This window comes from Halopenitus salinus, from assembly GCF_042662125.1.
Lineage (GTDB): Archaea > Halobacteriota > Halobacteria > Halobacteriales > Haloferacaceae > Halopenitus > Halopenitus salinus.
Genome location: NZ_JBHSXL010000009.1, coordinates 485,085 through 497,683 on the forward strand (window position 1 = coordinate 485,085; position 12,599 = coordinate 497,683).

A 12,599-nucleotide genomic window follows, 5' to 3' on the forward strand; every position below is an offset into this window, starting at 1 on the left:
CGGAGACCGATCGGGAGTGACGGCTCCGGCGGTTTCGAACGGCACTCGAGCCGAAACCTCGATGTCGCTCCGCGAGAACCGTCGAGGCGGGATGCGGATCGCACTCATCGCACACGACGACGAGAAGCCCGAGATGATCGCGTTCGCGAACGAACACGAGGAGATCCTCGCCGAACACGACCTCATCGCGACAGGAACAACGGGCGGCCGCCTGAACGACGAGACGGATCTCGAAGTGACGCCGCTCGAGTCCGGGCCGCTCGGGGGCGATCTGATGATCGGTTCGGCGGTCGCCAACGACGCCTGCGACGCCGTCTTCTTCTTTCGCGATCCGATGACCGCACAGCCCCACGAGCCGGACATCACGGCGCTGCTCCGGATCTGTGACGTTCGAGACGTCCCGCTCGCGACCAACCGATCGAGCGCGACGGCCCTCCTTTGTGGACTCGACGCCGCCGTCGAGTAGCTCGAGCGATCGAATCGCAACGCCGCGACCACCATCACTATGGGCACCACCGTCGATGTGCCCGCATGGACGACCGAACCAGACTCTACGTGTCGGGGTTCATCGCCGCGACCATCGCGTACGTCACCACCGTCCTGGCCTTCGCCGGCCGGTTCGCGATCTTCGAGTGGATCGCGTTCGTGATCGCCTTCCTCGTCGTCTTCGTCGGGTTCGATCGGTTCGTCGTCTGGCTCGAGTCCCAGGAGTGATGGGCGGTCGAGCCATCAAAACGGCTTCACGGGAGGAGGAGTTCACGGTCGGAGGGATCCGCGGTCACGGGGATCCTACTCAGAGGAATCCCGAGATGCCGAGCGCCTCGAGGATCGGAACGCCGGCGACGAGCGAGCCGAGGACGTACCCGCCGATCGCGCCGCCGTTCAAAAGCGGCAGGCCGGCGTGTGCGCGCCCGCGCATCACCCATCGGAGCAACACGAACAGCCCGGCGAAGATCCCGACCATCGCGAGGAGCGCCGGGAGGTTGAGCCCGACGATCGGAACCCCGAGATCGGGCGCCGGCGAGAAGGTCGCCGCGCTCGCGACCAGCACGGTCGGAATGACGGCGTCGCCGAGGCCGATGAAGAACGCATCGCGCTCGTCGTCGTTTTCGTGGTCTCCGTCGCCTTCGTCCGCGGCGCTTCCGTCGACGTCGTTCGAGCCGTCGACGTCGGCGGCACCGCTTTCGTCCCCGTTGTCGACTCCGTCCTCACTTCCGTCGCCGTCCTCACTCCCGTCACCGTCCTCGTCCGCCTCCGCGAGGAACGAGTAGGAGAGCGAGAGCGGGATCACGAGAACGACCGGGATCCGAAGGTCCATGACTCCCTCGGCGAGCGAGAGCATGTGCTCGGTCCCGTAGACGGAGATCGCATCGTAGACCGCGAGGAAGCCCAACAACACGAGCGCCGGGAGGATCCCGAAGGAGATGCCGAACAGGCCGGCCGCGCCGGCCCCCATCAGCACGCCCGCGGCGTCGATCACGTACCACTCCGGGTACACGAGGAGCGCGATCGACACGGCCGCGGAGGGAACGACGGCGAGGACCGGATCGAAGAGCGCGGAGAAGACGTACCACGCCAACAGCCCGGCCGTCCCGACGATCACGTACCGGACCGCTCGGTCCAGATCGTAGCGGAACGCGGCGAGCATGAACCCGGTCGCGACCAGGATGGCGGCGAAGTACGCGAGGCTGTTCGTCGGGTCCTGGGGGTCCTCGACCGGCTGGTAGCCGCTCTCGACGAACTCCGGGACGAGCGCGAGCGCCCCGAGCTGGACGATCAAGAAGAGGGCGGCGGCGAACGCGACGCCGCGGTACTCGCGGGGGATCATCGCGCGTAGAGCTTGCCCCCGAGGAGGTCGGCCAGCGTGACCCCGTCGTTCGGCGTCACCGCGACGTAGGGGCGGTCGACCGGGCCGAACACGTCGACCACGCGGCCCACGGTCGAGAGCGACTCGTCCACGACCGTCTCGCCGATCCCGGGCGGATCCTCGCCCGTCGATCCGCGAGCGATCGCGAGCCCCTGTGCCGTTCGCACGACGTCGCCGACGCGTTTCACGAGTCGTCCCTGAGGAGGCCGACGTAGGCAGCGACGGCCTGCACGAGGTCGTTCTTCGTCGTGTCCTCCGTGCCTCGCACGAGGACGCGCCCACGTGCTTCGTGTTCGCGGGAGTAGCTCGCGTCCCGTTCGATCACGGCGTCGTAGCCGACCTGCTGGACCGCCTCGGCGATCTCGTCGACGGTCGGATCCGGAAGCGCCTGATCGCCCGCGACGCGCCGACCCGCTGACCGAGACAGATCGGCGTCGAGATAGGCGGGATAGATGACGTTCTCGACCATACCGATCCGCCGTCCCCGGGCCGTAAGGTCGTTTCGACTGGCGGGAGCGCCCCCGACGTCGCTCTCGAGACGTCGTGGGACGTGCTCGCGGGACCGGCGCGGCGGTCGCCGATCACGCCGCCGCCCAATTGCACCGGCCCCCCATTGCACCGGCTCCCGGTCGGCGCCCTGCCCGCCGTTCAGCGTAGGGAGTATCGACGTCGCTCAGCGTACCGCATCAGCGATCCGGGAGAGATACGGGTTGATCCGATCGAAGGCGATCAGGTAGACCCCGATGAGGATCCCGATCAACCCCAGCGGAAACGCCCCGGTCACGGTGGCGATGAACACGATGAGTCCCACGATCCTGACGATCTTGGCCGTTCGCTCGTTCATACTTGTCCCCCGTGCGACAGACTCGCGTGATCGCAATTAAAAGTTGTCCGCAAGGTGGTGCGAGGCGGTGACGGCGCTCTCCTCGCTCTCTGACGTGAGACGGTTCCACGACCGGATTCCGTGGGAGTGACGACCCGTCACTCGCCCTACTCGTGATCTCCGGCCTTCGATCGGAGCCGTTCGATCGAAGACGTCGTTCGAACGGTCAACGATCGCGGATCCATTCACGGAACGATCGCTCGCGAGACGACGACAGGAGTTTGACCCTTCCAAAAACCTTAAACGGTCGCGGGATACCGTCGTGCATGAACCCTCCGCTCGCTGCGACCCTCGCGTTCGAACCGTCACTTTCGACCGTCCTCGTCCCCGAACTCGCCCAGGTGACACAGCCGGGAGCGCCACAACCGGGAGCGAACGTGTCGCTCATCGGGAGCGTCCTCGGATCCGTGCTCCTCACCGTGGTCATCGGCGGCGGACTGCTCGCGTTCGCGCCCGACTACGTCGATCGAACCACGGGACGGATCCTCGACGATCCGGGAGAAACCGTCCTCTACGGGCTCGGGATCGGCATTGTGCTGGTGATCGGCATGGTCGTGTTGTTCATCACCGTCTTCGGGATCGTTCTCGCGATCCCGTTGATCCTGGCTACGATCGTCGCGAGCGAGCTCGGATATCTCGCCGCCGGCAGGGCCGTCACCGACGAGTGGGGTCCCGCATTGCTCGTCGCGATGGGCGTGTCCGCGATCGTCGGTGCCGTCCCGATCCTCGGTGCGGTCGTCGGACTGGTTCTCAGTAGCTTCGGGATCGGGGCTGCGTACCTCGATCTCACTCGGTAGCCGTCACCGATCGAGCCGCCGCGAGAACAGCGCCGTCGCGACGATCGCGACCGCCGCGATGGCGATCCCGAACCCGGGTGTGTCGTCCGTGGTCGGATCCGAGGTCCCCTCCTCGGTTGCCGGCGCCGAGGTTCCTCCCTCGGTTGCCGTATCCGAGGTCGTTCCGTCCGGAGTCGCCTCGACGGTCGACCCCGAACTCGGAGCCGAATCCGCTCGCAGCTGCTCGGAGACGTTCTCCACCGTGTAGACCACGCTTCGCGGCGCGGGCTGGTTGACCCACTGGACGGGGACGTAGATCGTGTTGTTCTCGCGACCCGCGGTGGTGCTCGCGTAGGGTTCCTCGGCGTGAATATCCGAGTCCCGGTCCGTGATGAGGATGTACTCCGGGTCCATCTCTAAGACGACCTCCGCGCTCAACTGGGGGTAGCCTGTGTGGTTCTCGGCCGCGACGTTTCTGGCGCCGGCCGTGGTCAGCATCTCGTCGATGAAGGTGTCGCCGGCGGCGACGTAGCCGCTGCCGAGCGGATAGAGGATGGTGGGTCGCTCGTCGTCGTCGTCGACCGAGACCCGGGCCGTCTCCACGCTCTCGTTCATCCAGGCGTTCGTCTCGGCGGCCCCCTCGCAGTTGCCGGTGAGCCTGCCGATCGTCGTCGTCTTCGCCGCGACGTCCTCGATCGAGTGTGCACGCGGGAGGTGGAAGACGGGGAGGCCGGCATCGCGCATCCCCGCCAGCTGTTCCGTGTCGGTCGAGTTCGGGACCAACACGAGGTCGGGCTCGGTGCCGGCGACCTCCTCGATGCTCACCCCGAACTCCGAGGAGACGGGGGTCCGCTCGTCCGCACCCTCGAGGTAGGAGGCGTACCGCGTCACGCCGACGACCTGCGAGCGCCCGCCGATCTCCCACATGGTCTGGGCGGCCGAGGGATTCGTCGTCGTCACGCGCTCTGGGCGCTCCTCGAGGCGAAGCGTCTCGCCCGAGGCGTCGGTGAGTTCGACCGGGAACGCACAATCGCTCGCTCCTGACTCCGCGGCGGCGACCGGCGCGGCCGCCGCGGGGAGGAGCAACGTCGCGACGAGGACCACGGTCACCGCGGTTCGTGTTCGCATCATCCCTTCCTCACCGTCAGTCCAATAAATATTTAGCTACTGCAAGCCGGTTTGTGACACCGTGCGACGGACCCGAACCGCGACGTGGTGTCTGGGCCTGACGACGCTCCTGGCGGCCGTCGTGGCCGCGAGCGCGGCGCTCGGCCCGGTTCGGGTCCCCCCGACGGCGGTCGCGAAGGTGCTTTTGGACGCGCTCGTCGTTCCGGTCGGCGCGGAGTTCGGACTGCGGTCGATGCCCGGCCCGCTCTTCGTCCCGGCCGTCGAGCTGCGGTACGTCTCGCCCTTCTCCTATCCGGTCTCGGACCTCCACCGACAGATCGTCGTCGCGATCCGGCTGCCGCGGATCCTGCTCGCGGCGATCGTCGGGTTCGCGCTCGCGGCCGCCGGCACCGTGATGCAGGGGTTCTTCCGGAACCCCATGGCCGATCCATCGATCATCGGCGTCTCCTCGGGCGCCGCGGTCGGCGCGGTCGCGTTCATCGTGGCGCCGCTCGCGTTTCCGACGTGGCTCCGATGGCTCGGCCTTCAGGGGATGGCCTTTCTCGGCGCCCTCGTCGCTGCCTTCGGCGTGTACGCGATCGCAACGAGGAACGGACGGACGCCGGTTTCGACCCTGCTTTTGGCCGGCGTGGCCGTCCAGACGTTTCTCGGCGCCGTCATCTCCTACCTCCAGTTGCGGGCCGAAGAGAGCCTGCGCGAGGTCGTCGGCTGGCTGATGGGCCACCTCGCGGGCGCGAACTGGGCGGAGGTACACGTGACGCTTCTCGTCGTTCCCGTCCTGTTCGCGGTGCTTTTGGCCTACGCGCGCGATCTGAACGTCCTGCTTCTCGGCGAGGAGGAAGCGCGGGGGCTCGGGATCGAGGTCGAGCGGACGAAGCGCGTCCTGCTCGGCGTCTCCTCGCTCATCACCGCCGCGGGCGTGGCGGTCACCGGCGTGATCGGCTTCGTCGGCCTGATCGTCCCCCACATGCTTCGCCTCGTCGTCGGACCGGACCACCGGATCCTGCTTCCCACTGCGGCGCTCGCCGGCGCGTCGTTCCTGGTGATCGCCGATACGGCCGCCCGACTCGCCAGCGCGGAGCTGCCGGTCGGAGTGGTCACCGCGGCCGTCGGCGCGCCGTTCTTCCTGTTTCTGCTTCGGCGCCGGGAGGTGCACGATCTGTGAGCGGGCCCGAGGAGACCACGGGCGAGTCGGGCGACGCCGCGGGCGAATCACGAAACGTGGACTCCGACGTCGACGACGCCGTCGAGGACTCGCCTCCGGCGATCCGCGTTCGCGATCTGACCGTCTCGTTCGGCGATCTCACGGTGCTTTCGGGGGTGTCCCTCTCGGTGGACCGCGGGACGTTCCTCGGGCTCGTCGGCCCGAACGGGGCCGGAAAGACCACGCTCTTGCGGACGCTTCGCGGGACGCTGGCGCCGGACCGCGGAACGGTGACGCTCGGCGGCGACGACGTTGCCACGCTCTCCGCGAGCGCGATCGGCCGGCGGGTCGCATCGGTGCCCCAGGAGACCTCGCTCCCCTTCTCCTTCGGCGTCGAGCAGGTGGTCGAGATGGGTCGGACGCCCCACCTCTCGCGGTTCGATTCGATCGGTTCCGACGATCGCGAGGCGATCGAGCGGGCGATGGATCGAACCGACGTCTCTCGATTTCGAGAACGATCGATCGAGTCGGTTTCGGGAGGCGAGCGCCAGCGCGTGCTGCTCGCCCGCGCGCTCGCCCAGGAGACGTCCGTCCTCCTCCTCGACGAGCCAACCGGGAGCCTCGACATCAACCACGCGGTTCGGACCCTCGAACTGGTCCGCGAGCTGGTCGCGGACGGCAAGACGGTCGTGGCCGCGATCCACGACCTCAACCTCGCCGCGCGCTACTGCGACGAGCTCGCGCTGCTCTCCGACGGATCGATTCGTGCCGCCGGACCGCCCCGGCAGGTGCTCACTGCCTCGACGCTACGGGACGCCTTCGACGCCCGAACGCTCGTCACCGATCGACCGGGGACGGCGGCGCCGCTCGTCACCGCGCTCCCGGACGACGGAGAACCTCGGGAGGACGAGACACCCCCGCACGTCCACGTCGTCGGGACCGGATCCAGGGCCGCGACGGTCGTGCGCGCGATCGCACGGGAGGGATTCGAGGCGAGCGTCGGGGTCGTCCCCGCGGGCGACGCGGCCGCCGAGGCCGCCCGCGAGGTCGGAGCCGACCCGATCCTCGTGCCCGCGTTTTCGGAGATCAACGACGAGGCCGCCGGCGCCGCACGCGATCGCGCTGCCGAGGCCGACGCGCTCGTCGTCGTCGGGCTTCCGGCGACGGGAAACCGCTCCGTCGTCGAGTCGGTGCCCGAAACGAAACGCCTCGTTGTCGGCCGATCGGCGGTCGAGGGAGTGGAAGCCCCCACGACCGAGGCGGCTGCCGAAACCGGGGGAACGGACGGAACCACGGAAACAGCCGGAACCGCTGGAACTGCCGCGCTCGACGACGCGGCGGACGTGATCGCGAGGCTGGAGACGATGATCGATCGAACTCGCAGCGGTCGGTGAAGGAGGACGCCCGGGGAGGTGGCCTCACGCCGGGCGAACGCGGATCGAGTTCGCGACCGCCTCGGGGAGGCTCTGTTCGCCCGCCGGCGTCCGGACGGTGATCATCCCGAAGGGGGCCACGTCGGTGATCTCCATCTCCGTTCCGGGGGTCACTCCGGCCTCGTCGAGGTAGGCCAGTTCCTCGTCGTCGCGGTCGGAGACGCGCGTGACCGTCACGCGATCGCCGGGTGAACACTTCGCGAGCCCGACGGAGTCGTCGTCGACCGGCTCGAGGTCCGCGCCGGGGATCGGGTCGCCGTGGGGGTCGACCTCCGGATCGTCGAGCGCGGCGGCGACGCGCCGCTCGAACTCCTCGGAGATGTGGTGTTCGAGGCGGTCCGCCTCGTCGTGGACCTCGCTCCAGTCGTAATCGAGGTGTTCGGCCAGGTAGGCCTCGAGCAGCCGGTGGTGGCGGATGACCTCGAGGGCGACCGCCTCGCCCTCGGGAGTCAACTCGACGCCCGTGTACGGCTCGCGGTCGACGAGCCCGCGGTCGGCCAGCTTGGAGAGCATGTCCGTGACCGTCGGCGACGTCTTTTCGACCTCCTCGGCGATGTCGGAGGTCGACACCGGCGGACCGTCCCGCGTCTGGAGGACGTAGATGGCCTTGAGGTAGTCCTCCATGACGTCGCTGAGCATCATCGACGTGTTGGTCGGGGTGGCGGAAATACGTGCGGGATCGGATCCGACTCTACGTGAGGGACCGGATACAGATCCGTCAGTTCGCGTCCTTCGCGCCCTCAACGGTCTCGCGGACGGCCGCACAGCCCTCGTCGTGGAGGAGGTCCCCGACGACGACGACGTCGGCGTGGGTTCCCATCTCCCGGGCGGTTTCGTAGTCGTGTATCCCGCCGCCGTAAAACAGCGTGGCCTCCTCGAGGGCGTCCCCGGCGGCCGCGACCGTCTCGGGGTCGCCGAAGGTCCCCGAGTACTCGACGTAGACGACGTCCTGTCCGAACAGACGTTCGGCGACGCTCGCGTAGGCCGCGACGTCCTCTGGCGACTGGTCGCAGTCGGCGTTCGTGTACTCCGCGACGGAGGCCTCCGGGTTCAACACGATGTAGGCCTCGGTGTGGGTTCGGTCCCAGTCGAGACCGTCCTCGATGCGGACCCACTCCTTGTGGGCGCCGACGATCCAGAAGGGATCTTCGGCGTTGAACACCGTCGGGATGAGGTAGCCGTCGAGCTCCGGCGAGTCGATGACGACGGAGGGGTTCGACGGCTCCTGGTAGATCGGGACGTCGTGTGCGGCACACGCCTCGATCACGCGTTGCATCTTCTCCTCGGTCACGCCGAGCGTGCCGCCGATCTCGATCGCGTCGGTCCCGGTCCGAACGACGTCCTCGAACGTCTCGTTCCCGTACAGCTCCTTGTCGGGATCGACTTTGAGGAGGTGATCCCACTCCTCCCACGGGTTCGTCATTACACGGAGCCACACCGGCAGGGTGTAAAAAGCAAGCGATGGATCGTGCGGGACGCCCGAATCGCCACCGGATCCGAGGCGAACGTCGCGAAGGCGAAAACGGACGCCAGCGTCGGGAGGTCAGGACGAGGGAGTCGACTCGGTCGTCTCGTCGTCAGCGCGCTCGGTTCCCGAGGACGGTTCATCGTCTCCCGTAGACGTTTCATCGTCGTCGGAGCCCCCCTCATCCGTGTCGGCATCCTCATCGCCTTCGTCCCTCGACTGCTCGGGTTCGACCTCATCGACGTCGACGTCGGTTCCCGCGACCCCGCTCTCCGATATCACGGGTTGGAGGTTGTAGCTCGCCTGATTCCCACGTTTGACCACGTTGATGTCGAAGACGAAGCTCGTCGTCTCTCCCGACCGGACCTCGAACGGCTTCGTGATCTGCAACTTCCCGCTTGGAATCATCACCTCCACCTGATCGCCGTCGACGATCCCCTCGATATCGGAGGCGTGGAGCTCGATCTTTCGGTAGCTCCCCTCCGACAGTTCACCCTCGAAGACCGGCATCGCGTCGTTCTCGATCACTTGCGTCAGATCGACGGTCGCGCCGTCGAGATCGATGACGGAGAACCCCTCGCGCCGTTCGACCCGAGCGTCGGATCCCGAATCGGGCCCCCCGTCTGATTCGTCCGTTTCGTCTGATTCGTCCGTTTCATCGGGTTCGTCCGTCCCGTCGTCGGCACCGTCGTCCGTGCCCGTCCGATTCTCCGTGTCCGACCCGTTTTCCGAGTCGGTCGAGTCGGCCTCCTCCTCGGATTCCTCGCCTTCGCCCTCGAACACCCGAGCGCTGTCGAAGGTGACGTCGAGGCGATCGAAATCACCGATGTCGGCGGGCATGTCGCTCACCAACAGTCGGAAGTTCGATCCGGACGGCTCCGATCCGTCGGATCCGGGACCGCTCGGTACGCCCGAACAACCGGCGAGAAGTGTCGTTCCCACTCCCGCCCCGAGCGTGAGCACGCGTCGTCGGTTCAGATGGATGGGCGATTCGTCGTCGTTCGATCGATCGAAGGACAGGTCGTCTCGGTTCATGGCGTCCTCCACTAGGGACGCCGAGTGGATATATTCGAACGGTACTTCAGACGAATTTAACGGGTTTAATTCGGATTTACCGCACCGCAGTCATTCGATTCTCCGGATCCAAGTCGGAAACACGGGGATCGGGATCCGGGCCGTAGCCGTGGCCGGTCGAACGCGCGCCCGCCTCCGAAGTGTATCGATGGACGTCGATCAGTCAGTCGATGGACGTGGATCCATCCGTCGATGGACGTCGATCAATCCGCGTTCGCCTGCCAATCACGGACCGTATCCGGCCCGACACCCTCGACCCGGTCGGCCAGGTCGTCCGGGTCGGCCTCCTTGAGGTCGGTGACGCCGTCGACGCCGGCGTCGGCGAGCTTCTCCGCAGTGCGTTCGCCGATCCCCTCGAGCGTCTCGAGTTCCGAGCCGTTCTGTCGGGCCTCGTACTCGCGGTAGTTGCAGATGGGACAGCCGAGCTCCCAGGGCTCGTCACCGGAGTGGACCCGGAGGTGCGGCAGGTCGTGTTCCTCGCAGGTCTCCTCCGTCACCTCGATCTCGCCGCGGCGGGGCAGCGGTAGCGAGTAGTCGCAGTCGGGATAGCGCGTACAGCCGACGAGCCGCGATCCCGACCGCAGGTGTTTGATCGCGAGCTCGCCGCCGTGGTCGTCGCCACACGCGGGACACTCGCCGATGATCGTGTCCTCGGTGGCGTCGGCCTCGTCGGCCTTACACTGCGGACAGCCGTGAACGAACGTCTTGCGTCCCGCGAGCATCTTGACGTGGTGGAGGCCGTGGTCCTCGCAGGTCTCCTCGAGGACGATCGGCTTGCCGGTCGAGGGAAGCGGCAACGTGTACTCGCAGTCGGGATAGCCGTCACAGCCGACGAAGTGGGAGCCGTACCGCGACTTCCGGACGAGGAGATCCGAGCCGCACTCGGGACAGGGGCCGATCGTCCGGTCGGCCTTCAGCGACTTCCGTAGGTGATCGCCGATATCCTCGCGGGAGTCGGCCAGTTCCTCGAAGACCGCCTCCAGCAGCTCCCGCGATTCGGCGGTGACCTCGTCGTAATCCGCCTCGCCGGCCGCGATGGACTGCATGTCCCGTTCGAGCTGTGCGGTCATCTCCTCGGAGACGATCCGGTCGGCGAACTCCTCTGCGGCCTCGACGACCGCCTCCGCGAGCCGCGTCGGCCGCGGCGGGTCGTTCTCGATGTAGTCGCGGTCGTAGAGCTTCTCGAGGGCGTTGTGTCGCGTCGCCTTCGTCCCCAGCCCGCGCGACTCCATCTCCTCGATCAGCCGGGACTGGCCGTACCGCCGCGGCGGCTGCGTCTCCTTGGCCTCGACGCGACGTTCGGAGAGCGCGAGCGTCTCGCCCTCCTCGACGTCGGGGACGATCGTCTCGCTCGCGGAGCCGTAGGGGTAGACCTCGTGGTAGCCGGCCTCGAGGAGCCGCTTGCCGTTCGCCTTCAGCCGGAGGCCGCCGTCGGCCGCGAGCGTCGGCTCCGCGCCGTCCACGGCCGCCTCGGGGTCGCGGAGCGCGGCCCGAGCGTCGGCCCGGGAGGCGATCGTCGTCGCCTCGCCGTTCGCGAGCGCGAGGACCCGGAGGTGCTCCCAGGTCGCCGCCGGTGCGCACGTCGCGAAGAAGCGCCGCACGACGAGCTCGTAGACCTCCCACTCGTCGTCCGAGAGGTCCGACCGCGAGGGCAGCTCGCCGGTCGGGTGGATGGGCGGGTGGTCCGTGGTCTCCTCGTCGCCCTCAGTCGCCTCGATCGTCTCCCGTTCGAGCAGCGAGGACGCCTCCTCGGAGAACCCGCTCTCGAGGAACGCCTCGAGCAGCTCACGGGGGTCGAGGTCCTCCGGGTACACCGTGTTGTCGGTCCGCGGATAGGTGATGTAGCCGGCGGTGTAGAGGTCCTCGGCGATCGACATCGCGCGCTGGGCGGAGTAGCCGAGCGACCCGGCCGCGCGGATGAACTGGGTCGTGTTGAACGGCGCTGGCGGCTCGTCGCTTCGGGTTCGACGGCGGACGTCGTCGACGGTCGCCCCGCCGGCGGCCTGAAGGGCCTCGGAGAGCGTCTCGGCGACGTCGCCGTCCCAGACGCGCTCGGCCTCGTTTCCGTCGGCGTCGAGCAGGAAGTACTGGGCCTCGAAGGCGTCCGCGTCCTCCTTCTCGAGGTCCGCGAACAGCTCCCAGTAGGACTCGGGGTCGAACGCCCGGATCTCTCGTTCGCGATCGACGATGAGTTTGAGCGTCGGGCCCTGCACCCGTCCCACCGAGATGAAGTCGTCGCCGAGCTGGCCGGCCGAAAGCGAGAGGAACCGCGTGAGCGCCGCCCCCCACATCAGGTCGATCACCTGGCGGGCCTCGCCCGCGGCCGCCAGGTCGAAGTCGATCTCGTCGGGCTCGGCGAAGGCGTTCTTCACCTCGTTTTCGGTGATCGACGAGAACCGGACGCGGTCGACCGGGACGTCCTCGTTCACCTCGCGGACCAGCTCGTAGGCCTCCTTGCCGATCAGCTCGCCCTCCCGGTCGTAGTCGGTCGCGATGGTGACCCGCGAGGCGTTCCTCGCGAGCCGGCGGAGGGCCGCGACGATGTTCTCCCGCGTCGGGTCCTTGCTCACCGGCGCGTCGATGAGTTCGACCGGCTCGACGTCGCGCCAGTCGTCGTACTCCGGCGGAAAGTCGACCTCGACGACGTGGCCCGACAGGCCGATACACCGCTTTCCGCCCCACTTGTAGACGTTGACGCCGTTCATCCGCTCGGACTCCGCGGACTCCCCGCTCAGGATGTCCGCGATCCGCCTGGCGGCGTTCTCCTTTTCGGTGATGATCAACTCGGGGCCGCGACTCATTGAGGTCCGGTAGGAAACTGCTCCGCGT

General features: G+C 67.8%; 14 protein-coding genes. 5 read left to right on the top strand and 9 right to left on the bottom strand.

The genetic code is table 11. From position 1 onward, the window contains the following. Together ACFQE9_RS11900 and ACFQE9_RS11905 are read left to right on the top strand one after the other, a co-directional pair. The coding region (locus tag ACFQE9_RS11900) for a methylglyoxal synthase (RefSeq protein ID WP_379744754.1) at nucleotides 1-466 on the top strand (466 nt) is incomplete at its 5' end. A 65-nt stretch (nucleotides 467-531) separates the two neighbouring features. After that, on the top strand, nucleotides 532-714 hold the full coding sequence (locus ACFQE9_RS11905; protein ID WP_379744757.1) for a hypothetical protein: 183 nt from the start codon (nucleotides 532-534) through the stop codon (nucleotides 712-714). A 79-nt stretch (nucleotides 715-793) separates the two neighbouring features. Here the strand turns inward: ACFQE9_RS11905 and ACFQE9_RS11910 are convergent, their stop codons facing one another. The 4 genes from ACFQE9_RS11910 to ACFQE9_RS11925 all read right to left on the bottom strand — a co-directional run bounded on the left by ACFQE9_RS11910 (nucleotide 794) and on the right by ACFQE9_RS11925 (nucleotide 2,711). After that, entirely contained in the window at nucleotides 794-1,828 is a 1,035-nt protein-coding gene (locus ACFQE9_RS11910; protein WP_379744760.1) for a presenilin family intramembrane aspartyl protease PSH, read from the bottom strand. Continuing rightward, nucleotides 1,825-2,055 carry an H/ACA ribonucleoprotein complex subunit GAR1 gene (locus tag ACFQE9_RS11915; RefSeq protein ID WP_379744763.1) on the bottom strand — a complete coding sequence of 77 codons (231 nt, stop codon included), beginning with the start codon at nucleotides 2,053-2,055 and terminating at the stop codon, nucleotides 1,825-1,827. Before ACFQE9_RS11915 ends, ACFQE9_RS11910 begins: the two co-directional genes overlap by 4 nt. Continuing rightward, entirely contained in the window at nucleotides 2,052-2,336 is a 285-nt protein-coding gene (gene srp19 / locus ACFQE9_RS11920) for a signal recognition particle subunit SRP19 (RefSeq protein ID WP_379744766.1), read from the bottom strand. The genes ACFQE9_RS11915 and srp19 overlap by 4 nt, the downstream gene beginning before the upstream one ends. 204 nt (nucleotides 2,337-2,540) lie before the next feature. Then, nucleotides 2,541-2,711 (bottom strand): hypothetical protein, encoded by a 171-nt coding sequence (locus ACFQE9_RS11925; RefSeq protein ID WP_379744768.1) that lies wholly within the window; start codon nucleotides 2,709-2,711, stop codon nucleotides 2,541-2,543. A gap of 305 nt (nucleotides 2,712-3,016) precedes the next feature. Between ACFQE9_RS11925 and ACFQE9_RS11930 the strand changes: the two genes are divergently transcribed. Then, nucleotides 3,017-3,547: a DUF8173 domain-containing protein gene (locus tag ACFQE9_RS11930; protein ID WP_379744771.1), complete on the top strand. Its 531-nt coding sequence runs from the start codon at nucleotides 3,017-3,019 to the stop codon at nucleotides 3,545-3,547. 3 nt (nucleotides 3,548-3,550) lie between these two features. Here ACFQE9_RS11930 and ACFQE9_RS11935 read toward each other — a convergent pair whose 3' ends face one another. Beyond that, on the bottom strand, nucleotides 3,551-4,654 hold the full coding sequence (locus ACFQE9_RS11935; protein ID WP_379744774.1) for a PGF-CTERM-anchored ABC transporter substrate-binding protein: 1,104 nt from the start codon (nucleotides 4,652-4,654) through the stop codon (nucleotides 3,551-3,553). Between the two features lie 61 nt (nucleotides 4,655-4,715). Here ACFQE9_RS11935 and btuC point away from each other — a divergent pair, with 61 nt between their 5' ends. Continuing rightward, complete coding sequence (gene btuC / locus ACFQE9_RS11940) at nucleotides 4,716-5,819, top strand: vitamin B12 ABC transporter permease BtuC (RefSeq protein WP_379744777.1); 1,104 nt, start codon at nucleotides 4,716-4,718, stop codon at nucleotides 5,817-5,819. Between the two features lie 56 nt (nucleotides 5,820-5,875). Continuing rightward, nucleotides 5,876-7,192, top strand: coding sequence for a heme ABC transporter ATP-binding protein (locus ACFQE9_RS11945; RefSeq protein WP_379745600.1), 1,317 nt, complete (start codon nucleotides 5,876-5,878; stop codon nucleotides 7,190-7,192). 24 nt (nucleotides 7,193-7,216) lie between these two features. On the opposite strand, the gene ACFQE9_RS11950 is transcribed toward ACFQE9_RS11945, so the two are convergent. The 4 genes from ACFQE9_RS11950 to ACFQE9_RS11965 all read right to left on the bottom strand — a co-directional run bounded on the left by ACFQE9_RS11950 (nucleotide 7,217) and on the right by ACFQE9_RS11965 (nucleotide 12,571). Then, a complete protein-coding gene (locus ACFQE9_RS11950; protein WP_379744780.1) occupies nucleotides 7,217-7,870 on the bottom strand; it encodes a metal-dependent transcriptional regulator in 654 nt (217 codons plus the stop codon). A gap of 79 nt (nucleotides 7,871-7,949) precedes the next feature. After that, a complete protein-coding gene (locus tag ACFQE9_RS11955; RefSeq protein WP_379744783.1) occupies nucleotides 7,950-8,654 on the bottom strand; it encodes a phosphoglycerol geranylgeranyltransferase in 705 nt (234 codons plus the stop codon). Nucleotides 8,655-8,774: 120 nt separating this feature from the next. After that, complete coding sequence (locus tag ACFQE9_RS11960; protein ID WP_379744786.1) at nucleotides 8,775-9,731, bottom strand: DUF4382 domain-containing protein; 957 nt, start codon at nucleotides 9,729-9,731, stop codon at nucleotides 8,775-8,777. 242 nt (nucleotides 9,732-9,973) lie between these two features. Further along, entirely contained in the window at nucleotides 9,974-12,571 is a 2,598-nt protein-coding gene (locus ACFQE9_RS11965) for a DNA topoisomerase I (protein ID WP_379744789.1), read from the bottom strand. Nucleotides 12,572-12,599 lie beyond the last annotated feature (28 nt).